This is a genomic window from Phreatobacter aquaticus (assembly GCF_005160265.1).
Classification (GTDB): domain Bacteria; phylum Pseudomonadota; class Alphaproteobacteria; order Rhizobiales; family Phreatobacteraceae; genus Phreatobacter; species Phreatobacter aquaticus.
Genome location: NZ_CP039865.1, coordinates 183,534 through 207,122, shown reverse-complemented (window position 1 = coordinate 207,122; position 23,589 = coordinate 183,534). Strand labels below are relative to the sequence as shown.

Sequence of the window (23,589 nt, the reverse complement as noted above, 5' to 3'; positions counted from 1 at the left end):
GCGCAGGCCGACATCCGGCAGAATTGGGCGGTTCTTCAGCGCCCGGGCCATCATGGCCTCGACCTCGGCCTTCTCATGCAGCAGCAACACGCGGCTAGGCGGTCACGGGAGCAGGCGGCGCACCCTGTCCATCAGGTCGCGCGAGATGTTCACGCCGTGCCGGTGCGCCTCCTCGCGGGCGGCATGGCGGCGGTCGGAGGCGAGCCGGAGGCCGGGCTGGGCCCGCGCATTGGCGAAGAATGTCTCGGCCTCGGCCTCGCCCACGGCCTGCGGCGCGAAGGCTGCCGGATCGAGTGCGATGACGAGCTGGCCACCCGGCGGCGGGCCGCTATCGGCGATGGCGACCTTGTTGGCCACCGAGTGGCTGGTCATTTCGCCGATCAGCGGTCCGGCGATCAGTTCGACCATCATCGACAAGGCCGACCCCTTGTGGCCGCCGAACGGCAGCATGGCACCGGCGAGAGCCATGGCGGGATCGGTGGTCGGCAGGCCTGCGGGGTCGATGCCCCAGCCGGCCGGCAGAGCCTCGCCCGCCAGACGCTTCAGCTCAACCTCGCCGCGTGCCGCCATGCTGGTGGCAAAGTCGAAGATGAACGCCGGCGCGTCCCGACGCGGCCAGCCGAAGCTCACGGGATTGGTGCCCATCAGCTTGCGTGTCCCGCCATGCGGGGCGACGCTGAGCTGGCCGATGACGAAGGCCCAGCATGCGAGGCCGGCCTGCGTCAGCGGTTCGATATCGGCCCAGAGGGCGTGGAAATGGTGGCCGTTGCCCATGGCCATGGCCGCGATTCCGTGACGGCGCGCCGCGGCGATCAGCGCGGGCCGGGCCGACTCGGAGGCGGCCGGACCGAAGCCCTTGTCCGCATCCACGCGGATGATGGCGGAGGTGGGCTGCGTGATTTTCGGCACGGCCCGGCCGTTGGCGCGCCCGCTCGATACCGAGGCGACATAGCCCGGCAGACGGTAGAGGCCGTGCGAGCGGCAGGCATCGGCTTCGGCGCGGACGATCACGTCGGCGATGGGCTCGGCCTGCTGCGCTTCGAACCCGTTGCCGAGCAGCACCTCCAGACAGAGGGCGCGCAGTTCGTTGAGGGACAGCGCGACGTCGATCATGCCGAAGGGCTCGACGGCGCGGCCACGCGCCAGCCCGGCCCGCGAGGGGCAGCCCGGCCCGTCAGGATGGCCATCACGCAATCGGCCAGACTGCCGAAGCGCACCGTTCGCCCCGAGAGGCCCGGGCCGTAATGGGCATATTTGCCCGAATTGGTCAGGACCACCTTCGTCCTTGTCGGGAAGACCGGCTCGGAGATCGAGCACCAGCAGAGATCCGGCAGCACCCTGATGCCACTCGCCGCGAGGCGCCCGAGAATTCCCTCCCGTTCCGCCGCCGCGATGACGGCCTGCCCGGCCGTCACGATGGCCTCGACAACAGTGTGTTTCGGCCGGCCGTCGAGGCGGTCGGCCAGGGCCCGACATTCCTCGAGCGAGGCGTGCGGACTGCCGATCGCCACCAGTTCGACCTCTTCGGGGCCGGCATTGAGCGCCCGCCAGGCATCCGCCATCGCATCGAGCCCGAATGCGACGTGGTCGGCCTCCACCGCGAGACAGCCTTCGGCTTCGGGCGTGACCCCCTCGATATGCAGCATGGGTGCCGCCGAGGTCGTGCCGAAGGCGGCGCAGAGCGCCTTCAGGTCGTCGCGGTCGGGCTGGCCGCCAGCGAGCCCGCGCAAAAGGGGAATGCGGTCCGGCGAGGCCTTGCCGGCGAGATAGCCGACGAGCGGCCAGAAGGAATCGTCGGGAGCGTCCGGCAGGGCGAAGTCGATGACGCGCTGGGCCTTGCGGTGGGCGTCGAGATAGACGCCGGAGAGTGGCGCCCGGCCGGTGAGGGCGATGCAGAGATCGAGGAAGTCTGGATGCTTCGCGGTCCGCGCGGCGAGCACCGTGTTGGCGAAGATCACCGCGTTGGATTCGGCCCAAGCGATCGCCTCGCCCGGTCCCGGTGCATCGGCCAAGAGATAGGGCGAGCACGTGAAGGTCGGACGGCACCCCATGCGAACATAGGCGTCGGCAAGGCGCGCCGCGGGATGACCGAAGCTCTCCGGCACGCCCTGTGCGCGCCAGTTCGACCAATCCACGGAAATGGCGTTCATCGTGGTGGGGATCGTGACCCTCGCGCCGAGATCGGCCATCTTCTCGGCGAACACCAGATTGGCTGGGCTCGCATAGATGCAGCCGTCGATATGTCCGCGCGTGACGTCGACGAGCTCAGTCGCTCCCTGCTGCACGGCCATCCGGCAGATGATGTCCATGGCGTGGGCGGCGGCCCGCCCCGATCCGCCGGCGAGCAGGCGGCGGTCTTCGTCGGTGAGTTCCAGCGCTCCGGCCGCAGCCGCGGCGAGCGGCAGATGGAGGTCGCCGGCACGGATGGCCTCGGCGGAGATTGTGAGGTCCGGTCGTGTCGACAGCGCCTGGAACGTTTCCGCATCCGCCCGCACCACCGGCAGCGGCGCGTCGAACAGCACGGACGCGATCATCGCCCCGAGGGTGAGCACATCCTCCGCCTCGCGGAAGATCAGTGCCGCCGGGCCGCGTCCGCTCAGGATCAGATCGAGAAGGACGCCCGAGCCCGTGCAGGATCCCCGGCTCGTCGGCATCATGAGGATGGCCCCCGTGATGCTCGTCCCGTGGAGGGGGTGATGCACGTCGATGACAAGGCCAGTGGCGGGATCGATGCCACCCCAGAAGCTCAGCGCCTCGTCGGTCGCGACGATCGGGCCGGCGGCCTCACCACCGAGGACCGTCTGCGCTTGCAAGGGGCGGATGTCGGACATGCGACGGTTTCCGGCGCCTGTGCTGCGGGCGCTATTCGCTTGGCGGAAAGAGCCGGGAGGGCGGGATGCCCTCCCGACCGGGCGCGTAAGTTCGCCTTGCGTCAGGCGGCGGCGCGCAGGCCGACATCCGGCAGAATTGGCCGGTTCTTCAGCGCCTTGGCCATCATGGCCTCGACCTCGGCCTTCTCGTGCGGCAGGAGTGCCAGGCGCGGCGGGCGGGTGAGGGCGGTGCCGCGGCCCATGATGTGCTCGCAGAGCTTGATGCACTGGACGAGGTCCGGGCGGGCATCGAGATGGAGCAGCGGCATGAACCATTCGTAGAGCGGCATGGCCTCGGCGAAGCGGCCGGCCTTGGCAAGGCGGAACAGCGTCTCGCCCTCGCGCGGGAAGGCGTTGGACATGCCGGAGACCCAGCCGACCGCGCCCATGGCAACGCTCTCGACGATCACGTCGTCAAGGCCTGCGAACAGCACGAAGCGGTCACCCACCATGTTGCGGGTGTCGATGAAGCGGCGGGTGTCGCCGGAGGAATCCTTGAAGCAGACCACCGTGTCGACATCGGCCAGCGTGACGAGAATGTCCGGCGTCACGTCGTTCTTGTAGATCGGCGGGTTGTTGTAGAGCATGACCGGCAGGTCGGTGGCCGAGGCGACGGCGCGGAAATGGGCGGCGGTCTCGTGCGGCTTGGACGAATAGACCAGCGCCGGCATGACCATGACGCCATCGATGCCGACGCGAGCGGCTTCCTTCGCCGTTTCGACCGCGAAGGCAGTGGTGAACTCGGCGATGCCCGAGAGCACGGGCACGCGGCCTGCGGACACAGCCTTGGCCGTCTCCATGATCTGGACCTTCTCGCGGCGCTCGAGCGAGGTGTTCTCACCGACCGAACCGCAGACGATGAGGCCGGACACGCCGTCCTTGATCAGATTGTCCATCACCTTGGCGGTGGCGTCGATGTCAAGCGAGAGGTCGTCGTGGAACTGGGTGGTGACGGCCGGGAAGACGCCTTCCCAGGAAATACGGGGTGCCATGGGGTTTTCTCCAGATGGGCTGGTGCGGGCGTTGTGTCGCCCTGGGGATGTTGAAGTGAAGCGCGATGGTCGCGGTTCGCGTTCTGTCGTCATCGCCGGCGAGGCGCACAGCGCCGAGGGAAGGGGATCCAGGGGCCGTTCATCCGGTGGCTCCTGGATCCCTTCCCTCGCTTCGCTCGCCGGGGGTGACGGCCGTGACTCGGAGCCGCCGGGCTGTCCCGGCGGCTGATTGTCGGTGACGTGTCCGGTGTCAGAGCGTCGCGCCGACCTTGCGCAGCTCGGCCAGAATCGGCGCCTTCGGCAGCCAGATCTTGTCGAATTCGGCAATGACCGCCTCGGTGTCTGCAACCGCGACCTGCCGGATCGGCAAGCCCGTGCCCTTGAGGTTCTCGATCAGCTGCGGCTCGCCGGCTGCGAGCTCGTTGATCTGGTCATTGAGGATCGCCTTGACCGCCTTGGTGATAAGCTCACGGTCCGCCGGGCTGAGGGTCTGCCACACCCGTCCCGAGACGACCGCCGCCATCGGCATGAAGACCGCGTTCATCTGCAGGATCGACTTCGACACCTTGTCGAAGCGCTGGTTCCAGGAGAATTCGAGATCGGCCTCCAGACCGTCGACCTGGCCGTTCGACATGGCGTCGAAGACCTGCGGGGTCGGGATCGGCGTCGGGGCGGCGCCGAGCGAGGAATAGAAGTCGCGATAGACCGGCGTCGGATTGATGCGCAGCTTCATGCCGCGGATGTCGGCGAGGCCGTTCAGCACCTTCGCGGCGAAGATCGCGCGCATGCCCGTGATGCCCCAACCGAGGCCGATCGTGCCCGTTTCGCGCGGCAACACGTCGAAGAGCTTTTCGGCAGCGGGGTGACGGACGAACTTTGCCACCGCATCGGTCGAGCGCACGATGTAGGGCGCGTTGATGGCGGCGATCGAGTCGACGCGCGAGCCAAGCTCGGCGGCCTGGATGAAGCCCATGTCGAGTGCGCCCGACTGCAGCTGCTGCATCATTGCCGGCTCGTTGCCGAGCTGGCCGGAATGGAACACGGTCATCGTCAGGCGGCCGTTCGTCTCCGCCTTCAGCCGGTCGGCGAGCTTGAGCGCGGCCTTGTTCCAGGAATGGCCGTTCGGCGTGATCAGGCCGAGGCGGAATTCCTTGGCCTGGGCGAGTGCGAGGGAGGGGGCGGCCAGCGGCAGGGTGGCGCCTGCGGCGATCAGATGGCGGCGGCTGAGGGTCATCTTGGTCTCTCCGAGGTTCACTGAGGGGTTGGCTTACTTGATGAGGATGAGGGACAGGGCAGGGTAGAGCGACAGCAGGATCAGGAGGATGCAGGACACGCCAAAGAACGGCAGCGTGACCACGAACATCTTGCCGGGCTTGGCACCGGTGACGGCGGCGGCGACGAAGAAGCAGAGGCCAACCGGCGGCGAGAGCAGGCCGAGCACGAGGTTCACCACCACCACCACGCCGAACTGGCGGGGGTCGATGCCATAGATCTCGGTGGCGATCGGCAGCAGGATCGGCACGGTCATGATCAGGCCGGGAACGCCGTCGATGACGGTGCCGATGATCAGCAGGATCACGTTGGTGAGCAGCATGAAGCTGACCGGATCCTTGGCGACCGTCTGGATCCAGGCGGCGGTGTCCTGCGGAACCTTGCCGAAGATCAGCACCCAGGAGAACACGGCGGCGGCCGCCACCAGGAACAGCACGATGGCCGAATAGATGCCGGCGCGCAGCATCATCTGCGGCAGCTGGGCGAACTGGAACTCGCGGGTCCAGTATTTGCCGACGATGATGGCGGCGATGGCGCCGACAGCTGCGGCCTCTGTCGCATTGGCGAGGCCGCCGAGGATCGAACCGACAATGACGATCGGGATCAGCATTGTGGGCGCGGTCGACAGGATGGTGGCGATGCGCTGGCGCGGCGTCTGATAGTCGGCGCGGGGGTAATTGTAGATATAGCCCATCAGCGCGATGACCAGGCAGAACAGGACTGTGAGGATGACGCCGGGCACGATGCCGGCGATCAGCATGTCCGAGACCGAGACCTGCGCCATCACGGAATAGACGACGAACATGACCGAGGGCGGGATGATCGGCCCGAGCATGCCGCCGTACGCCGTGAGCCCCGCGGCGAAGGTCTTGTCGTAGCCCTTCTTCTCCATTTCCGGGACCATGATCTGCGCCATGATCGCCACCTGGGCGGTGGCCGAGCCGAGGATGGAGGAGACGAACATATTGGCGAGGATGTTCACATAGGCCAGCCCGCCCTTCAGTGAGCCGACGAAGGCCATGGCGAGGTCGACGATGCGCTTGGTGATGCCGCCGCCGTTCATGATCTCGCCGATCAGGATGAACAGCGGAATGGCGATCAGCCCATAGCTGTCGACGCCGCCGAACATCTGCAGCGGATAGGACTGGAACAGCAGAGGATTGCCCGATGCCATGACATAGACGATCGCTGCAATGCAGAGGCACAGGCCGATCGGCACGCCGACCAGCATCACCACCATGAAGGCCGCACCGGTCAGCATGTCAGTTCACTCCGTCGACGGCCGAGAGCACGAAGCTCGGATGCGATGCCTTCGGCGCCAGCTCGAGATCCTCGATGAGGTTGGCAAGGCCGTGAATGGTCATCGACACCGCGAAGATCGGCATGATCAGGTAGAGCGACCAGGTCGGCCAGCCCAGCGTCTGGGTGCGTTCGGTGTAGAGGAAATTGAAGGTCTGACCGGCAAACTCGCGGGCATCGAAGCCGGCGCGGGCGAGGCCGACCGGGTCCATCCAGAGCCAGCACATGGTCATCAGGGCCAGGCCGAAGATGATCACCGCGAGGGTCGACAGCACTTTCGCGATCATTGCCCCCCGTTCCGACAGCCGCTCGGTCAGCATGCTGACGGCGAAGTCGAGCCTCAGGCGCGTCATGGCGGAGGCTCCGATGAAGGTGAGCCAGACCACCGAATAGACCGCCGATTCGTCGATCCAGTAGATCGGCACCCTGGCATAGCGGGTCGCCACGTTGAGCAGGATCAGAGCGGTCAGGAGGTACATGAACCCCATGATCAGCAGACGCTCGACCGCCAGCAGCCGCGTCGATGCGGCGAGGATCAGCCGGTACGGCCGGGCAAGGGGCGTGTGGGTTGCTATGGTCTGGTCGACCATCGGAAATCTCGCTGAGGGGTGAAGTCTGCTCTGGATTTCACAGATCGTAGATTTTATACAATCTGGGAGTCAAGCGTAGGGAACTGGATTTCCCATACGGGATTGAGCGGATATGGCGGGTTGCAAGGCAGTATGGAGTGAGGCGGGCCTGCACGTGGGCCGGGCGCCGGGGCGTTCGGCGCAGGGCAGCCCCGTGACGCATCTCCGTCCTCGACGCGCGATGGTGCCGCGCTCACCTCTCCCCGCCTGCGGGGAGAGATCGGACGACGCCAAGCCTCGGACGGGTGAGGGGCATCGTTCCGCTCGTCCGATCACCGGTGGTTCCAGCGGGGCGTGGCCCCTCACCCTTCCCTCTCCCCGTGAGCGGGGAGAGGGTTTGCTGCGCGCTTTTGTGGCTATCGATCCTTGCGCGCAGGTCAGCATTCTTGCGACGAGCCAGTGGGCATGGGCGACGGACCTCCTCCATCGCGCAGACCCCACCAAGCCCGCTGCCGCCCCTCTGGAGCCCGCATGAGCGCCCTCAAGCATCGGACCCTGTCGGCAGCCATCGTCGAGCGGCTGCGCCAGTCGATACTCGACGGCAGCCAGCCATCGGGCACGCAGCTGCGCCAGGATGCGCTGGCCGAGACCTATGGCGTCAGCCGCATTCCGGTCCGGGAGGCCCTGTTCCAGCTGGAGGCCGAGGGCCTGGTGCGCATCGTGCCGCACAAGGGCGCGATCGTCTCGGAACTGTCGCTTGACGAGATCCACGATGTGTTCGACCTGCGCGCGCTGCTGGAGCCGCGGCTGCTGGCGGGTTCCGCGCCCCATTTCACGAATGAGGATTTCGCCGAACTCGACGCGATTCAGGGCCAGTTCGAGGCGGCGATCGCCGCCCGGGATGTCAGCCGCTGGGGCGTGCTGAACGCCGATTTCCACATGGCGCTCTATGCCCGCGCCCGCCTGCCGCGCACGCTGTCGATCGTCGCCGGCCTGTTGCAGACGAGCGACCGCTACACGCGCGTGCAGCTGTCGCGGCCCGAGGCGATGGAGCGCGCCGAGCGCGAACATGGTGAGTTGATCGAGCTGTGCCGCCAGGGTGCCTTCGAGGAGGCCGGGCGCTTCCTTGCCCGGCATATCGAGGTGGTGCGCACCGATCTCGTGCGGGTGCTCAGCCGGGCGGGCTGAAAGGCATTATAGGGGATTGGTATTCCAGGGCCGAAGGCTTCCGGCGCGAGCCGCCGGGACATGATCGTTGTGCGCGAGAGCGTTCATCGCGCCATCAGGGCGTGCGCCGCCGGCTATCCGGCGGGCGGGACAGCCCACCGGTGACGCTAGATCGCGTCTCCGGTGGGATTGTGCGTCGACATTCAGCGGCCGTAACGGACGGCGTGGCTGATCTCGGAGCGGCTGACACCGATGTCGCGCAGCATGTGGTCGTTCATGCCGTGCAGTTCGGCGACAGCGAGGTCGATGGCGCGGGCGGCGCGGTAGTTGGCGACGGTCTGCGAGAGGGCGCTCATCAGATGAGCAAAGAAGCCGGTGCCCGACATTTGGGCAGAGGTGGCTGTGCCTGCGTTCATAAAGGTCATGGGAATCTCCAAAGTGGTGGTGTGGCGTGGGCCGGGACCTGTTCGGTGCCCGCGTCAGGGGGGAGATAGGCCTGAATTGTGAAAAGTGTTTGATTCAACTCATCAAAATAATCGAAGCCTTGGATCACTGAAGCCATGGGCTTCGGGAAATTGCCGATTTCCCATGGTGCGACGCAATATTCGTGTTGCAGCGCGGTGTCTGCGCGAAGGAAAGTTTCAAAAGCCAGGAAATGCATGCAGTTGGTGCTTGGCTGCGATGCACAAAAGCAAGGCGATTTGCCCGAAAAATCAGCAGAGCCGGAGATGATGAATGTTGCAGCGCAATATGAGCGTTTCTTAAACCCTGTCTGATGGCCTTCGCACATGATCTGGCGCAGACGGCTGGTCCGCAGGCGTGACACCGGCCAGGCGGCTTTGCCGCGCTCTGGCCATATCAGAGGAGCAAGATGATGATTGTCGAGGCGCTCAATCGGGACGGCAAGCCGGAGACCGTGGCCCTGCGTCCGGGTGAGACCCTGGTGCGCATGCTGGTTGCCGGTCTGGTGCTCATCACGGTCGGCATGATTTTTGTGATGGCTTTGGCCTAGTCTGGCCGGGCTGACCGGGCAGGAAGGCGCCGAAAAGCGGCGCCGGGGCCGGGATCTGGCGACAGGCCCGGCAGAGCGAGACGTCGCTCCTGTTCCACGACATGTCGCGATGGCGGAGACGGCGAAAGGCTCGCCGTCCGCCGGAATCGACCATTCGAACAAGCACTTGGCGGGCGTGGTCTGGCAGGCCGTGGTGACCGTACGGAGCCGGCCGAATCCGCGGACGTCCGGCCCGGCTCCGCCTGTGCTGTTGCCTCAGGACTTGCCGACCCCAATGTAGGAGTTGTCGAAGCGCCCCTCGATGATCGCGGCCAGCGCTTCGGCCTCGCGGGCCTCCTGCTTGCGAACCAGGGCTGCCAGTTCCTCGGCATGGGCCGGAGCGAAGGCAATGACGCCGTCATCGTCGCCCACCACGATGTCGCCCGGCATCACCACCATGCCGTCGATGGCGACGGGCACGTTGATCTCGCCGGGGCCCGACTTGTAGGGGCCGCGATGGGTGACGCCGCGGGCGTAGCAGGGGAAGCTCGCCGCCGCGAAGGCTGGCACGTCGCGGATCGCCCCGTCGATGACGAAGCCGGCCACGCCCATCACCTTGGCGCGCGTCATCATGATCTCGCCGACCAGCGCCTGGATGAGGTCGCCGCCGCCATCGACCACCAGCACATCGCCTGGGCGCAGCAGGTCATAGGCCTTGTGGATCATCAGGTTGTCGCCGGGGCGGGTCTTGATGGTGACCGCCGTGCCCAGCAGCCTGGCCGAGCCATGATAGGGCTTGAGGCCCCTGGTGCCGTGCAGGCGGTTCATGTTGTCGGAGATGATCGCAACCGCCGCATCGCGGAACAGGTCGAGGGTCGCCGCCGGGACGGTGGGCGCGCTGGCGTTGAGGCGGGAGCCGATGAGGGACATGGGGTTCCGGTTCTGTGCGTCTGGAGGTTGGGGTTGCGGGGGCGTGAGGGCACCGGGAGCGACGCCTGCTCGCGGGTGAGCAGCAGGCGCCGCACCGGTCACCATCAGGCCCGGATGTTGTTGTCCTGGACGACACTACCCCAGAGCTTGATCTGTCGGGCGAAGAACGTCGAGAAGTCCTGTGGACCGCCGAAGATCAGCGTCATCTGCTGGGTTTCCTGCAGGTGCTTGACCGCTGCCGGCTCCGAGAGCGTGTCCTTGATCGCCTTGGACAGGCTGTCGACGACCGGCTGAGGCGTGCCGGCCGGTGCGAAGACACCCCACCAGGCCAGTGCCTCGAAGTCGGCGAAGCCGGCTTCGGCGGCGATCTGGGTATCCTTCAGCACCGCCAGGCGTTGGTGCCCGGTCTGCATGATCGGGCGGATCGTGTTGCCGGCGATCTGCGGCGTGATCAGCGCGGCCGATCCGCAGATGAGATCGACATGGCCGCCGACGATGTCGTTGATGGCAGGGCCGCCGCCCCGGTAGGGCACGTGGGTGATCTCGATGCCGGCGCGCTTGGCGAGCAGCGTCATGGCGAGGTGGCCGATCGTACCGACGCCGACGGAGGCATAGGTGATCGTGTTCGGCTTCTCCTTGGCGGCCGCCACCACGTCGGCGAAGGTCCGGTAGGGGCGCTGGGCGTTGGTGGCGATGACATAGGGCGCCGTGCCGACCAGCAGGACCGGTGCGAGGTCCTTCTCGACGTCAAGCGGCGGGCGCTGGAGGATGGCCGGGATGACGGCGTGGGAATCGAAGGTGACCAGCAGGGATGATCCGTCCGCCGGGCTCTTGGCGACCGTGACGGCTCCCAGGGCACCCGCGGCGCCCGGCTTGTTCTCCACCACGATGGTGCGGCCGAGGCGGGCCTGCAGACCAACCTGCAGCTGACGGGCCAGGGCATCCGTGGAGCCGCCGGGCGGGAACGGAACGACGAGGGTGGTCATCCCCGGTTGTTGCTGCGCCATTGCCGGGGCAAGCGGCAGTGTCGCGGCCGTCGCGAGGACGGTGCGTCTGGTGAGTGTGGTCATGGCGTTTCCCTTGGTGTTTCCTGAGGCGTTTCGTCTTGGTCTTGATGCCAATTACGAACTTGCGAAGCCGGAGCCGGGCTTGCGGTATTCCGGCCGCGGCGGGCTGAAGATGTCGAGCACGCGGGCGCCGTCCGGGCCTGCGCGCATGGTGTGCGGGACATTGCCGGGGGTGCGCCAGAAGTCGCCCTTCTTGACCGCGATCTCCTCGCCGCCCTGGATACGCACGGCACTGCCGTCGAGCAGGACGCCCCATTGTTCCTCAGGGTGATGGTGCAAAGTGCCCTGGGCGTTCGGCCCGATGGTCACCACCGACAGCATGGCGTGCTCGCCTGCGAAGATGCGGGTGGTCAGGCCTGGGCCGAGCTCGCGGAAGAGGCCATCGTCGGGGTTGTCGAGATTGTGGAACTCGTCCTTCTGCGACATGTCGGTTTCCTGTCCTGTGGGTCACGGGCTCTTCTGATCCGGCGCCGATTGCGGCTGCCCGGAATGGCCTCGACGTGAAATATGGGATTGCCCTTCAATGAGAGAAAGCGAATAAAATTCCCGCGGCCAATCGCTTTCCTTCATTGATGCCCTGCGGATTGGTGGAGAGACCGTGCCATGCCCGTCACCCTCAAACAGGTCGAGGCCTTCTACTGGACGGCGACGCTTGGCGGGTTCGTGGAAGCCGCCCAGCGGCTCAACCTGGCGCAGTCCACGGTGTCTAAGCGCATCCTCGAACTGGAGGACGTGATCGGCGGACCATTGTTCGAGCGGACCAGCCGCAGCTTGCGTCTGACGCGGGCGGGCGGGGCGAGCCTCACTCTGGGCTCGGAGCTCCTGGCGCTTGAGCTGCGCTTCCGGGAGGCGGCGGGCGGCGGGGCGGGCTTCTCCGGTCCGTTTCGCTTCGGCGTGACCGAACTGGTTGCGCTGACCTGGTTGCCGGCGTTCATCCTGGCGATGAAGTCGACCCATCCGGATCTGGTGCCGGTGCCGGAAGTGGCGCCAAGTGTCGAGCTGTTCGCCAAGCTGGTGTCCAATGATCTCGACCTTGTGGTCGCGCTCGACCCGCCGGCGTCGCCGGATCTGACCGCGGTTCCGCTTCAGAGCGTGGTGCTCGAATGGGTTTCGGCGCCGGGCTTCGGACCTGCAGAAGACCTAATTCCTCTGATCGATCTCGCCCAATATCCGGTCCTGACCCAGGCGGAGGGGTCGGGCCTTCAACGCCTTGTGCTCGACTGGGCGGCGGCCAACGGCATGCAGGCGAACCAGATCGTCCAGTGCAACAGCCTCAATGTGCTGGCGGGGCTTGCCGCCGCGGGGCTCGGCGTCACCGTTCTGACGGCCAATTACTTCGAACCGGAAATCCGCGCTGGCGTCCTGCGGGTGATCCGGACAGAGCCGGCCATCCCGCCCATCCGCTATTTCGCGGTCTATCGCACGCAGGACCTGTCGCCGCTCGGTGGCCGCATGGCGACCATCGCCAGTCAGTGCTGCGACTTCTCGGCTCGGACCCTTCCGGGGCGGGGAGCCGGACCATAAGGCTAGATTGGCTGGCACAAACGAAAACCCCGGCGGAACCTGTGGGTTCGCCGGGGTCTTCAAATGGTGGGCACGACTGGGATTGAACCAGTGACCCCCTCGATGTCAACGAGGTGCTCTCCCGCTGAGCTACGCGCCCGATGCGGCCGGGGCCGCGAATGCGAGGCGCTCCGTATAGTGGGGAACGCTCGCCGGTGCAAGACCGGTTGGAGGCGGAATTATGCCGCCTGCTGCAGCATCTTCTCGACCTCGTTGACGAGGTCGCGGAGGTGGAACGGCTTGGACAGGATCTTGGCATCCTTCGGGGCCTGCGAATCCGGCTGCAGGGCCACGGCTGCAAAGCCCGTGATGAACATGACCTTGATGTCGGGATCGAGTTCGGTTGCGCGGCGCGCCAGTTCGATGCCGTCCATTTCCGGCATGACGATGTCGGTCAGCAGCAGTTCGAACGGCTCCTCGCGCAGCCGATGATATGCCGACAGGCCATTGTCGAACGACGCAACGTCGTAGCCCGCGTTATGAAGCGCCTTCACCAGGAACCGGCGCATGTCGTTGTCGTCTTCAGCGAGCAGGATCTTGCCCATCAGCGCGTCCGGTCCTTCATCCCATGGTCGACGGCGCTCGTTTATACGCGCGCCGCGACTCGTGCCTCATGAAGACCGAGTTGGGTAAATATGCGGTGAAAATTGGAACGTTCGGCTGAGCCATGCGAAAACCTTGCGCGGCGTGGCCAAGATGCGCTGCGGCCCCTTCACAGCTGGGCGCTGAGCGCTACATTGGGGGGCCGCCCTGGATGAACCGGGCGGGCCAGGCAGGGGTGTGACCGCGATGAATGATGCCGGGATTGGCGATTTCGATCCCGCCTTCGAGGCGCTGGAGCCCGCGCAGCTCATCGCGCCTGTCGTGTTCAACTCGCCTCATTCGGGCTGCGTCTACCCCGAGCGGTTCCTCGCCCAGGTCAGGCTCGATCTTCAGACGCTGCGCCGCTCGGAAGATACCGACGTCGATGCGCTGTTCGAGGGCGTGGTCGCACGTGGCATGCCGTTGCTGCGCGCGCATTTCCCGCGCTCGATGGTCGACGTCAATCGCGAGCCCTATGAACTCGATCCCCGGATGTTCGACGGGCGGCTGCCGACCTTCGCCAATACGCGTTCGATGCGCGTTGCCGGCGGGCTGGGGACGGTGCCGCGGGTGGTCGGAGAAGCTCAGGAAATCTATGCGCGCCGGATGCCGATCGACGAAGCGCTGAGCCGCATCGACGGACTCTACAAGCCCTATCATCGTGCCTTGAGGAAACTGATCGCCGGCGCCCACCGTGCATTCGGCGAGGTTTTGCTGGTTGATTGCCATTCCATGCCGTCATCGGCACCGCTGCGCGAAGACCGGCCGCGGGCCGATATCGTGATCGGCGACCGCTATGGCACCAGCTGCTCGCCCGTCGTGAGCGATGTGGTGGAGACCGTGCTGCGCGGCCGCGGCTATCATGTCCTGCGCAACAAGCCCTATGCCGGTGGCTTCATCACGGAGCATTACGGGCAGCCCCAGACCGGCATCCACGCCATCCAGATCGAGATCAACCGGGCGATCTACATGGACGAGCGGACCTATGCCCGGCAACCGGGCTTTGCCGCGCTCAGCGCCGATCTGATGGTCCTCGCCGAGACCTTGATGCGGCTCCCGCTCGACCGTCCAGGCGACTGGCGGGTTGCTGCAGAGTAGCTCAGTCAGCCATTCGCTGAGCGCATAGCTCTTCGAATCGACGATGATTCCCAGTTCCCACTTGTCAGATGTTTCGCGGTCCTGATCGATTGAACAGGGTGCACCGCACAACGCTCGGCGGACGCCGACGGCATGACGAACGTATGCAAGATGGTGGTTGACGCGCCACGGAATACGGCGACCAAACAATTGAAATATATAGGGAATTTTAGGTTCTGAAAAGAAAGAGGCCGCTCACTTTCGTGAGCGGCCCAAGTCTAGGGAGGAAACGCCCAAGGAGGGCTGCGGGGCACCGCGAAGGCGATACCGCGCTGCAACAATATGCCTAGCTCCTCCGGAAAAGGCAAGAAGGCTGACCCATTTTTTTCGAGGTCGCCCTCAGCTGCCCAAACCGCGCCGGGGATCGGGTGCGCTGGCATAGGCACAGAGGGCTGCGATCAGAAGCATGGTCTGGAGCGTGAAGGCCAGTTGGAAGGCCTGGAGCGGGTAGACCAGCGCATCTCCGGCGACGGCTTTGACGGCCAGCCCCGTCACCCATTGCGTGATGAAGCTGCCGCTCATCGTGCCCATGTTGAGCAGGGCCATACCGCGCCCCGTGATATCAGGCGGAAACAGCGATTTGCCGTGTGCGAGGATCACGGGTGTGAAGGCGCAGACGAAGCCGAGGACAGCAACGACCAGGCCAATGCCGAACAGATCAAGGCGGTGCCCGGCAAGGATCAGAACGCCCATGGCGGCAACGCTCAGGAACCCCGCGGTCAGGGTCACGGGGCGATAGGCCGCAACCAGTCGATCCGCCAGGCCCCAGAACAGCGTTCCGATGATCTGGCAGACCGCCATGACGAACAGCAGGTTACCCTGCATCGTGAGGTCAGCGCCATGGATGTGGGCGAGATAGGGGCCGCCCCACAGGCCGATGAACAGGCCGAAGGTGGAATAGGTTGCGAACTGGATGAGAAAGAGCTGCCAGACGCCCTTCACCCGGATCGCACGCCGGACACCATCGAGAGTGGCGCGCAGGGTTTCGCGGGGGCCGTCGCTCCGTGGCCCCGCGGACGGGCCGCGGGTCACCACGGCCACGGCGATGGTCAGGATGATGGCGAGCCCCGTCGTGGCCAGGAAGGCCGAGCGCCAGCCGAACTGGGCCGTCACGATGGCGAGGGGAGCCGTTGCCACCAGCGTGCCGATGCTCGACAGCGAAATCTGGATGCCTGCCAGAGTTGCGAAGGTCTGGGGCGGGAAGACGCGCGAATAGATGACCAGCGGTGCCATCAGCAGTGTCGAACAGCCAATTCCAAGCAGAAGGCGCCCGAGAATCAGCCCGCCATTGCTGCTGGCCATCGCGAATGTCGCGGATCCTGCCACCACGAACAGGGCCGAACCAAGCATCGCTGCCCGCGGTCCGTAGCGGTCAATCACAATGCCGACGGGAATCTGGCAGATGGCGAAGACCAGGAAGAAGCTGGAGGTCAGCGTGCCCAGCTGATCGGCGGTCAGGTGCAGTTCGGCTGCCAGCGTTGTCGCAATGACACCGACGGAATTTCGAAAGAACTGGCTGATGGCGGTGGCAGCGGCAAGCACTCCCACCAGTGCCGCCATTGCGGCTGGTTTCACCGACACTCGGCCCTGACTTTCTGGTTATCGTTTCCTCGGCCGGGACCCTGCCTGTTCGCTCCACTTGCGACAAGACTGGCGTCCGCCACCCAGTCCGCCCTGTAGCGCAGGGATGGTTGCGGCGCCCGCGGACGCTGCTATAGCTCGCGCCTTGCCGACCTTGGTGCCTTCCTGACAGGACATCCCGTGAGCGCTGTCGATATCGAAGCCTTCGTCCACGATCTCGCCCGTCTGTCAGGCGAGGCCATCCTGCCGTTCTTTCGCTCGGCGATCGGCGTCGACAACAAGGCCGCGCCCGGCTCGTTCGACCCCGTCACCGAGGGTGACCGCGCCGGCGAGGCGGTCATGCGCCAGATGATCAAGCGGACCTTTCCTGCCCATGGGATCGTCGGCGAAGAGTATGGTGCGGAAAACGAAGAAGCCGAGCATGTCTGGGTGCTTGATCCGATCGATGGGACCCGCGCCTTCATCGCCGGCATCCCGGTCTGGGGCACACTGATCGGGCTGGCCAAGGGGGGAGCGCCGGCCTTCGGCATGATGCACCAGCCCTTCACCCGTGAAAAATTCTGGGGCGACGGGGCAAAGGCCCATTATTCCGGGCCGGCCGGCGATCGCCTGCTGCGCGTCAGGCCGTGTGAAACGCTCGCCGCGGCCACCATCATGACGACATCCCCGAAATTGTTCGGAACCAGCGAGAAGCCGCGCTTCGACGCGCTCGAATCCCAGTGCCGCACCTATCGCTACGGCGCGGATTGCTATGCCTATTGCATGGTCGCGGCGGGCCAGGTGGATCTCGTGGTGGAGGCGGGTCTCAAGCCCTATGACATAATGGCGCTGATCCCGATCGTCGAAGGAGCAGGCGGCATCGTGACGAGTTGGGATGGCGGTTCAGCCGCGTCCGGCGGGCGCATCCTCGCAGCCGGCGACAAGCGCGTTCATGAACAGGCCATGGCGGTTCTCAACGGCTAGAGAAACGGCTGCTCGCCTGGAACGAAGGCATCGAAGGCGCCCCAGAACTCGGCGCGCAGCGCATCGCGCTCCATCATTACCTCGTGCCGCGCGTCCGGAATGACCACGGTATGGCCGCCCTTCAGGCGCCGGCCGAATGCCTCGACCTTGGGGGTCGAGACGAGCCCGTCCTTCGCCGAGGCGATGATCAGCATGGGCTGGCGGATGTCCTCGGCATAGAAGGGGGCGGCGAAGCGGCCCGTGACCTTCAGCGCTTCGCGCAGCCAACTGATCGTCGGGGCACCCAGGCCCAGCCGCGGGTCGATATCCGAATAGGAGGCAGCCTGCCGGTAGCGCTGCTCGTCGGAGGTCACCGGGTTGCCCTCGAATGGCTTCTTGGATGTCGGCTTCAGCGATCCGCCGGGGATCAGCGATCCGCCGAGCCCGACAAGCGAGAGCGCGGTCATCACGGCGCGCAAGAGGCCGGGGGACGCGATCTGGGCCAGCGAGATCATCGGTGCGGTGAGCACCATGCGGTCAAACCAGGTTCGGCCCTCATGGGCCGTTTCGATCAGGATCGAACCACCCATCGAATGCCCCAGGGCGTAGAAGGGCGGTCGGCAATCCGGCAGAGCCACCACGGACATGATGGTCTCCAGGTCGATCTGGTAGTCGGAAAAGCGGCGGACGTGACCTTTGCGGATTTCCGAGAGCAGGCGTCCCGATCCGCCCTGGCCGCGCCAGTCGAAGGCGAGAACGCCGAACCCCCGTGCGCGCAGCTCGTCGATGACCTCGAAATATTTCTCGATGAACTCCGACCGGCCCTGGCACACCACGACTGTGCCCTTTCGGGGCGCGCCGATGGCATCCCAGCGTGCATAGCGCAGCGGCACCCCGTCGGGGGTGGTGATCGTCCCGGCGCGCACGCCCTCTGGGACTGGCCTGCCTGGCAGTTCGACAAGATCCATTGGCGGCAGCGTCCCGCGAATCGGTCAATGAGCGCAGAGGTGCGCCCAAAGACCGCCTAGCACGACCCTGCCATCATGGTCATCGCAGGATGCGGGTATCCCGGCCGGTATAGGGGTCGCGCTCCCAACCTGGCGGCGGCGGGCGACGGTAGATCGGCCGGCCATATTCGTCATAGCCACGGGGCGGCGGCGCATAGACCTGCGGTGGAGGCGGGGCGTAGACCGGCGGCGGGGGCGGCGCATAGACCGGGCCGCCGCGGCAGAACCGATAGGCGGGTACCAGGACAGGGTAGGGCCTGCCCCATTCGTCACGCTGTGTCATGCGGATCGGCGGAGCGCCTGGCTGGCAAGGGTCGTAGGGATAGTCTGGCGGCACGAACTGGACGGCGAGAACCTGGGGCGGCATCGCCGGCAGAGGTTGGACGGGCATGGCCATGGCCGCAGCCGACAGCGGCACCGTCGTGGTCGCGAGAATGAGTGCCTTGATCATTCTTGATCTCCGTTTGCCCCGTGGGAACAGCATTCCACAGGTGGATGATGGCGCAAAGACGGTTGAATGTCAGAGCCTCAAGGGCGCGCGGCGGTTCGCTCGCGGGCCGTCCTTTGCGGTTCCACCACGCGCAATCCAATGATCTCGCTGCTGCGGGCGTCCAGAACCAGACGCACACGCTGGCCGTGCTTGTCGGTTCCGTGGGTGAGATAGGTCTGGCCGCGGCGAATGATCGGTTCGGTGACGGCAAAGCCTTTTGCAGCAAGGCGCGCGGCGAGTTCCGACGTCCTGGACGGAAGCTCGACCTGGCTTTCTCGCGGCTCGTCGGCACGCGCGAACGATCCTGCCCCCACAACCAGCAGGAAGGCGATGGCGAGTGTCGACGTCCCGGCAATCGCCGCGAGGAACAGACGCGAAGGAGCCGCATCGCGGCGATCGAAGGAACGCATGGACAGACCTTTCGGCGAGAGCCGATGCCGCGGACAATGGCGAGCATGACCAGGACAATGAGCCCGTCCGGCTGAACCGATACGGAAGTGGCCGTTCAGCCAGTTTTCATCATCGTCAAGCCGGTCAGAGGGGACTTGCGGACCGCCGAAGCGCTTCCTAACTCTTGATCAGTGCAGGCCCAGAGGGCTGCACGACCAGAACCGGCCCGGCCATTTCGGCGGGCCATGGCCCTGATGTCGCTTGAAGGAGGACATCCATGCGTACGTTCGATCTTGCTCCGCTTTATCGCTCCACCGTCGGTTTCGACCGCCTGTTTTCGCTGCTCGACCAGGGCGCCGGCCCTGACGGCCCGGTTGCCAGCTATCCGCCCTACAATATCGAGAAGACCGGCGACACGTCGTACCGGATCTCGGTTGCGGTGGCCGGTTTCACCGAGGACGACCTGTCCATCGAGGTGAAGGAGCAGACGCTCACCATCCGTGGCGAAAAGGTCGCGACCCGCGAAGCCGGGACAGCCGAATATCTCCACCAGGGCATTGCTGCCCGGGCCTTCGAGCGTCGGTTCCAGCTGGCCGACTATGTCTTCGTGAAGGGCGCCGCCCTTCAGCACGGCCTGCTGCATGTCGATCTCGTCCGGGAAATTCCGGAAGCCATGAAGCCCCGGCAGATTGCCATCAACGCGAGCGGCGATGCACCGCGGGCGATCGAGGGCAGGGCGGCGAAGAAGGCCGCCTGACCTCCACCTGAATCGCCGGGCTCCAACCGGCTCTCCTGACATGCGAACGCCCCGGTGTGCCCACCGGGGCGTTTCGTCTTTCAAGGGGCGGCTTCGACAGCCGGCGGGGGCCTTACGGGGTGACGCGCCGAACCGCCGGACGGTCAGCCGGCGCCCCCGGCAAGGTCTCCCCGTTGGGGCCGAGGAATCGGCCATCGACCATCACGCCTTCGTCCGGTTTTGCTGCCGCTTGGGGTTCCGGCTGCGGAACGGCGGCCTCGGGGACGGACAGCGGCGCGACCACGACGGGCGGCTCCGGCACGACGGCAGGGACCTGCGGAACCGCGGGCTGGACCTCAACAGGAGCGGGCGCGACCGGCAGTGCCGCTGACGGCGCTGGTTGCGGCTCAATCGGGGCCGCCTGCGGCGTGGTGTCGGGCTCTATCACGACTGGTGGTACGACCGGGGTTGGCGGTTCCGGATCCGGGCGCGTGGGCAAGGCCGCGACCGGCGGCTCGGGTACCACCGACAACGGCGGGGTGGCCGGCTGGGGCGTCACCACACGAGGCGAGGGGATGGCGCGGATTGCCGGCACTGCCGGAGCATCGGGAGCAAGGCTCGCTGCGGGAGGCTGCGGGATGGGCGCCGCCGCGGCCGGCGGCATGTCGTTCGGCGGGACGACCCGTGGCTGCGGCTCGGCCGGCGCCTCGATATAGGGCCTCGGGGTTGGAACAGGCATGGCGCGGGCCGTGCGGTCGCGCTCGGGCCTGGCCGGTCGAACTGGCCGTTCGGTCGGCCGGGGCTGGTCCCAGTCGGGATCGAGTTCCGTCTCGCGCTGCGGTACCGGCCGGCGTCCGTCGCGCGGATAGAAGGACGGGCGCTCGTCGGGCCAGACCGGCGGCGTGCCGAACCTCTGGCCGCCATTGGGGCGCTCGACATAGCGAACCCGAATGGGGCGGCCCGAATAGGCGTCGATGATGACACGGACCCTGAGGCCCTCGCGGTCGAGCCCCTCAAGCGCCCAGGCGCCATTGCCGAAGCTTGCGGCGGAGGTGGGGCGATAGCCCATCGAGCGCATGATGGTGGCCGCCTCGTGAGCGGCGATACGCTCCTCCGGGTCGGCATAGCGCGGCTGAGGCGCATAGACCGGAGGCTCATAGAAGCGCGGCTCCGCGCGGTAATAGTACCGCGGGCCCCAGCCACCCCAATATTGCACCCGCTCAAGGGCCGGCGCGGGCGCGGCCCCCTCAATGGGTGCCAGTGGCATGGCGTGCGCGACCGAAAGCCCGGAGGCGAGCGCGGTTGCGGCGGCGGTTATGAATAGGCTTTGGCGCACGATGAGCGTCCTTGTTCCCCAGCGGTCCCCGACCCACTTCAAGCGTCAAGCTTTCGGCAAGGAGAACGGCGAATTCGAGGCAGGGAGGCGTCCGCTATGCGCCCGTTCGTATCACTCTGCTGCGATCAGACCGGCGGCACGTGTCGCGATATCGACGAACCGGTCGACATCGTCGGCCGTTGTCGCGAAGCTGGTGACGAGGCGGACCATGACGTCGTTCGGCCCGATAGTGAAGGCTGCCGGCAGGCTCTTGTCGAGCCAGGGATAGAACACAGCGCCTTCGGCCTTGAGGGCCGCTTCAATCGGCTTCGGCAGGATCGGGAAGAGGCCGTTCGACTGGACGGAATAGGGGAAACGGACGCCAGGCACCGCCGCAAGCCCCTTGGCCAGCCGGGTTGCCATGGCATTGGCATGGCCTGCGAGATCCAGCCAGTGGCCGTCGCCGAGGAAGGCCTCCATCTGGGCCGCCAGGAAGCGGTGCTTGGACAGGAGATGGCCGCCACGCATGCGCCGGCGCACCATCTCGGTGCCCTTGGCGGGATCGAAATAGATGATCGCCTCGCAGGCGAGCGCGCCGCCCTTGGTAGATCCGAAGCAGAGCACGTCGACGCCAGCCTTCCAGGTGATGTCGGCAGGCTTGCAGCCAAGTGCTGCGACCGCATTGGCGAAACGGGCCCCGTCCATGTGGACGTTGAGGTTGTTCGCTTTTGCGATGGCGGTCAGCGCCTTGACCTCGTCGATAGAATAGAGCTGCCCAAGCTCGGTCGATTGGGTGAGCGAGAGGGCATGAACGGGGGCGTGGTGCGGCACGCGCCGCCCAAGTTTCGCCAGCGCGCCATTGAGACCGTCGGGCGTGATCTTGGCGCCGGCGCCGGCGATCCCGACGAGCTTGGCGCCGCCGGTGAAGAATTCCGGTCCGCAGCACTCGTCCTCGATGACGTGGCTTTCCTCGTGGCACAGCACGATGCCCCAGGGCGGGGTCAGGGTGGAGAGTGCGAGGCCGTTCGCGGCCGTGCCGGTGGCGACCATGTAGACGCCGACCTCGCGCTCAAACAGGTCGGAGATCTGGCGTTCGACGCGCTTGGTCGCCTCGTCATTGCCATAGCCGAGCGTCGGCCCGGCATTGGCGTCGACGATTGCCTTCATGACCTTGTCGGACGCACCGAGCCCGTTGTCGCTTGCAAAAAACATCGCCTGATCTCCTCGGGCCAATGGATTAGCCCGAGAGAGGAGGCGATGTCATCCGTCAGCGCGGCAGGGTAGTCGTGCCCATCAGGTCCTTGTCGATGGCGTGAGCAGCCTGACGGCCCTCGCGGATCGCCCAGACAACGAGCGACTGGCCGCGCCGCATGTCGCCGGCGGCATAGACCTTGGACATCGACGTCCGATAGTCCTGCTGGTTGGCGGCGACGTTCTTGCGGGCATCGAGCGACAGGCCGAGGCCTTCGATCATGCCCTCGTGGACCGGGTTGACGAAGCCCATGGCGAGCAGGACGAGGTCAGCGCGGATGTCGAATTCCGAGCCGGCGATCGGCTGCATCTTGTCGTCGACGCGGGTGCAACGCAGCTTCTTGACCTTGCCGGAATCGCCGATGAAGCCAGTCGTCAGAACGGCGAAGTCGCGCTCGGCGCCTTCCTCGTGGCTGGAGGAGGTCCTGAGTTTCAGCGGCCAGAGCGGCCAGGTCAGGTCCTTGTTCTCCTTCGTCGGAGGCTTCGGCATGATCTCGAGCTGGATCACCGAGACCGCACCCTGACGCACCGAGGTGCCGATGCAGTCCGAGCCTGTATCGCCGCCGCCGATGACGACGACATGCTTGCCGCTTGCCAGGATCGGCTCGTTGGTGCCAATCGGCTCGTTGGAGACGCGCCGGTTCTGCTGCGGCAGGAAATCCATCGCGAAATGGATGCCGTCAAGGTCGCGGCCGGGCACCGGCAGATCGCGCGGCTTTTCCGAACCGCCAGTCAGCAGCACGGCGTCATGGTCGGCGACAATCTGGTCCACCGGCGTCGAGACGCCGATGTGCTGATTGTAGTGGAACACCACGCCTTCGCCTTCCATCTGGGAAACGCGCCGGTCGATCAGGCGCTTCTCCATCTTGAAGTCGGGAATGCCATAGCGCAGCAGGCCGCCGGCCTTGGCGAACTTCTCGTAGACATGGACCTCGTGGCCGGCACGGGCGAGCTGCTGGGCAGCGGCGAGGCCTGCGGGACCCGAGCCGACGACGGCGACCTTCTTGCCGGTCTTGGTCTTGGCCGGCTCCGGCTTGATCCATCCGGCTGTCCAGGCCCGATCCACGATCGCGCATTCGATCGTCTTGATGGTGACCGGCGTGTCCTCGATGTTCAGCGTGCAGGCGGCCTCGCAAGGTGCGGGGCAGACGCGGCCGGTGAACTCGGGGAAATTGTTGGTCGAATGCAGGTTGATCGACGCTTCCTGCCAGCCGCCGTTATAGACGAGGTCGTTCCAGTCGGGGATCTGATTGTTGACCGGGCAGCCATTATGGCAGAACGGAATGCCGCAATTCATGCAGCGCGCCGCCTGGTTGCGGGTGCTTTCCTCGCTCAGGGGCAGCACGAATTCGCGGTAGTGCCGGATGCGGTCGCCGGCCGGCGCATAGCGCCGGTCCTGACGGTCGATCTCCAGAAAGCCTGTTACCTTCCCCATTGT

At 66.1% G+C, this 23,589-nt stretch carries 25 protein-coding genes and 1 tRNA gene; 6 read left to right on the top strand and 20 right to left on the bottom strand.

What is annotated here, in order from left to right; all coding sequences use genetic code 11:
• Window positions 1-102: 102 nt before the first annotated feature.
• From E8L99_RS00860 to E8L99_RS00835, 6 genes are all read right to left on the bottom strand, one after another.
• Entirely contained in the window at window positions 103-1,113 is a 1,011-nt protein-coding gene (locus E8L99_RS00860; protein ID WP_137097779.1) for an Ldh family oxidoreductase, read from the bottom strand.
• Window positions 1,110-2,831, bottom strand: a complete 1,722-nt coding sequence (lhpI, locus tag E8L99_RS00855) for a cis-3-hydroxy-L-proline dehydratase (protein ID WP_137097778.1) — start codon at window positions 2,829-2,831, stop codon at window positions 1,110-1,112. Before lhpI ends, E8L99_RS00860 begins: the two co-directional genes overlap by 4 nt.
• Before the next feature lie 101 nt (window positions 2,832-2,932).
• A complete protein-coding gene (locus tag E8L99_RS00850; protein WP_137097777.1) occupies window positions 2,933-3,862 on the bottom strand; it encodes a dihydrodipicolinate synthase family protein in 930 nt (309 codons plus the stop codon).
• A 250-nt stretch (window positions 3,863-4,112) separates the two neighbouring features.
• A complete protein-coding gene (locus E8L99_RS00845) occupies window positions 4,113-5,096 on the bottom strand; it encodes a TRAP transporter substrate-binding protein (RefSeq protein WP_137097776.1) in 984 nt (327 codons plus the stop codon).
• A 33-nt stretch (window positions 5,097-5,129) separates the two neighbouring features.
• Entirely contained in the window at window positions 5,130-6,395 is a 1,266-nt protein-coding gene (locus tag E8L99_RS00840; RefSeq protein WP_137097775.1) for a TRAP transporter large permease, read from the bottom strand.
• Between the two features lies 1 nt (window position 6,396).
• Window positions 6,397-7,023 (bottom strand): TRAP transporter small permease, encoded by a 627-nt coding sequence (locus tag E8L99_RS00835; protein ID WP_137097774.1) that lies wholly within the window; start codon window positions 7,021-7,023, stop codon window positions 6,397-6,399.
• 510 nt (window positions 7,024-7,533) lie between these two features.
• On the opposite strand from E8L99_RS00835, the gene E8L99_RS00830 reads away from it, so the two are divergent.
• Window positions 7,534-8,190 (top strand): GntR family transcriptional regulator, encoded by a 657-nt coding sequence (locus E8L99_RS00830; RefSeq protein ID WP_137097773.1) that lies wholly within the window; start codon window positions 7,534-7,536, stop codon window positions 8,188-8,190.
• Between the two features lie 182 nt (window positions 8,191-8,372).
• Here the strand turns inward: E8L99_RS00830 and E8L99_RS24025 are convergent, their stop codons facing one another.
• Window positions 8,373-8,594 carry a DUF1127 domain-containing protein gene (locus E8L99_RS24025; protein ID WP_391527462.1) on the bottom strand — a complete coding sequence of 74 codons (222 nt, stop codon included), beginning with the start codon at window positions 8,592-8,594 and terminating at the stop codon, window positions 8,373-8,375.
• Window positions 8,591-8,830: a hypothetical protein gene (locus tag E8L99_RS00820; RefSeq protein WP_137097772.1), complete on the bottom strand. Its 240-nt coding sequence runs from the start codon at window positions 8,828-8,830 to the stop codon at window positions 8,591-8,593. The genes E8L99_RS24025 and E8L99_RS00820 overlap by 4 nt, the downstream gene beginning before the upstream one ends.
• 210 nt (window positions 8,831-9,040) lie before the next feature.
• Here E8L99_RS00820 and E8L99_RS23670 point away from each other — a divergent pair, with 210 nt between their 5' ends.
• Window positions 9,041-9,181 (top strand): hypothetical protein, encoded by a 141-nt coding sequence (locus E8L99_RS23670; RefSeq protein ID WP_168201516.1) that lies wholly within the window; start codon window positions 9,041-9,043, stop codon window positions 9,179-9,181.
• A gap of 255 nt (window positions 9,182-9,436) precedes the next feature.
• Here E8L99_RS23670 and E8L99_RS00815 read toward each other — a convergent pair whose 3' ends face one another.
• The 3 genes from E8L99_RS00815 to E8L99_RS00805 all read right to left on the bottom strand — a co-directional run bounded on the left by E8L99_RS00815 (window position 9,437) and on the right by E8L99_RS00805 (window position 11,583).
• A complete protein-coding gene (locus tag E8L99_RS00815) occupies window positions 9,437-10,090 on the bottom strand; it encodes an RraA family protein (protein WP_137097771.1) in 654 nt (217 codons plus the stop codon).
• A gap of 104 nt (window positions 10,091-10,194) precedes the next feature.
• Window positions 10,195-11,160: a Bug family tripartite tricarboxylate transporter substrate binding protein gene (locus E8L99_RS00810; RefSeq protein WP_137097770.1), complete on the bottom strand. Its 966-nt coding sequence runs from the start codon at window positions 11,158-11,160 to the stop codon at window positions 10,195-10,197.
• 51 nt (window positions 11,161-11,211) lie between these two features.
• Window positions 11,212-11,583, bottom strand: a complete 372-nt coding sequence (locus E8L99_RS00805) for a cupin domain-containing protein (RefSeq protein ID WP_137097769.1) — start codon at window positions 11,581-11,583, stop codon at window positions 11,212-11,214.
• Window positions 11,584-11,760: 177 nt separating this feature from the next.
• On the opposite strand from E8L99_RS00805, the gene E8L99_RS00800 reads away from it, so the two are divergent.
• A complete protein-coding gene (locus E8L99_RS00800) occupies window positions 11,761-12,681 on the top strand; it encodes a LysR family transcriptional regulator (protein ID WP_137097768.1) in 921 nt (306 codons plus the stop codon).
• Window positions 12,682-12,745: 64 nt separating this feature from the next.
• Here the strand turns inward: E8L99_RS00800 and E8L99_RS00795 are convergent.
• Together E8L99_RS00795 and cpdR are read right to left on the bottom strand one after the other, a co-directional pair.
• Window positions 12,746-12,820 (bottom strand) — tRNA-Val (locus tag E8L99_RS00795).
• Window positions 12,821-12,899: 79 nt separating this feature from the next.
• A complete protein-coding gene (cpdR, locus tag E8L99_RS00790) occupies window positions 12,900-13,268 on the bottom strand; it encodes a cell cycle two-component system response regulator CpdR (protein WP_305790894.1) in 369 nt (122 codons plus the stop codon).
• 241 nt (window positions 13,269-13,509) lie between these two features.
• On the opposite strand from cpdR, the gene E8L99_RS00785 reads away from it, so the two are divergent.
• A complete protein-coding gene (locus E8L99_RS00785) occupies window positions 13,510-14,400 on the top strand; it encodes an N-formylglutamate amidohydrolase (protein WP_137101881.1) in 891 nt (296 codons plus the stop codon).
• Between the two features lie 378 nt (window positions 14,401-14,778).
• Here E8L99_RS00785 and E8L99_RS00780 read toward each other — a convergent pair whose 3' ends face one another.
• On the bottom strand, window positions 14,779-16,014 hold the full coding sequence (locus tag E8L99_RS00780) for an MFS transporter (RefSeq protein WP_137097767.1): 1,236 nt from the start codon (window positions 16,012-16,014) through the stop codon (window positions 14,779-14,781).
• 186 nt (window positions 16,015-16,200) lie between these two features.
• Here E8L99_RS00780 and hisN point away from each other — a divergent pair, with 186 nt between their 5' ends.
• Entirely contained in the window at window positions 16,201-16,983 is a 783-nt protein-coding gene (gene hisN / locus E8L99_RS00775) for a histidinol-phosphatase (protein WP_137097766.1), read from the top strand.
• On the opposite strand, the gene E8L99_RS00770 is transcribed toward hisN, so the two are convergent.
• From E8L99_RS00770 to E8L99_RS00760, 3 genes are all read right to left on the bottom strand, one after another.
• The gene (locus E8L99_RS00770) at window positions 16,980-17,930 is read right to left on the bottom strand and encodes an alpha/beta fold hydrolase (protein WP_137097765.1); all 951 of its coding nucleotides are present in this window, start codon (window positions 17,928-17,930) and stop codon (window positions 16,980-16,982) included. The two genes, hisN and E8L99_RS00770, sit on opposite strands and share 4 nt — an antisense overlap.
• A gap of 79 nt (window positions 17,931-18,009) precedes the next feature.
• Complete coding sequence (locus E8L99_RS00765; protein WP_137097764.1) at window positions 18,010-18,420, bottom strand: hypothetical protein; 411 nt, start codon at window positions 18,418-18,420, stop codon at window positions 18,010-18,012.
• 77 nt (window positions 18,421-18,497) lie between these two features.
• Window positions 18,498-18,869: a PepSY domain-containing protein gene (locus E8L99_RS00760; RefSeq protein WP_137097763.1), complete on the bottom strand. Its 372-nt coding sequence runs from the start codon at window positions 18,867-18,869 to the stop codon at window positions 18,498-18,500.
• A gap of 257 nt (window positions 18,870-19,126) precedes the next feature.
• Between E8L99_RS00760 and E8L99_RS00755 the strand changes: the two genes are divergently transcribed.
• A complete protein-coding gene (locus E8L99_RS00755) occupies window positions 19,127-19,606 on the top strand; it encodes an Hsp20 family protein (RefSeq protein ID WP_137097762.1) in 480 nt (159 codons plus the stop codon).
• A 112-nt stretch (window positions 19,607-19,718) separates the two neighbouring features.
• Here E8L99_RS00755 and E8L99_RS00750 read toward each other — a convergent pair whose 3' ends face one another.
• The 3 genes from E8L99_RS00750 to E8L99_RS00740 form a co-directional block, all read right to left on the bottom strand.
• Window positions 19,719-20,921, bottom strand: coding sequence for a hypothetical protein (locus E8L99_RS00750; RefSeq protein ID WP_137097761.1), 1,203 nt, complete (start codon window positions 20,919-20,921; stop codon window positions 19,719-19,721).
• 111 nt (window positions 20,922-21,032) lie between these two features.
• On the bottom strand, window positions 21,033-22,112 hold the full coding sequence (locus E8L99_RS00745) for a threonine aldolase family protein (protein WP_137097760.1): 1,080 nt from the start codon (window positions 22,110-22,112) through the stop codon (window positions 21,033-21,035).
• Between the two features lie 55 nt (window positions 22,113-22,167).
• A complete protein-coding gene (locus E8L99_RS00740; RefSeq protein WP_137097759.1) occupies window positions 22,168-23,586 on the bottom strand; it encodes a glutamate synthase subunit beta in 1,419 nt (472 codons plus the stop codon).
• Window positions 23,587-23,589 lie beyond the last annotated feature (3 nt).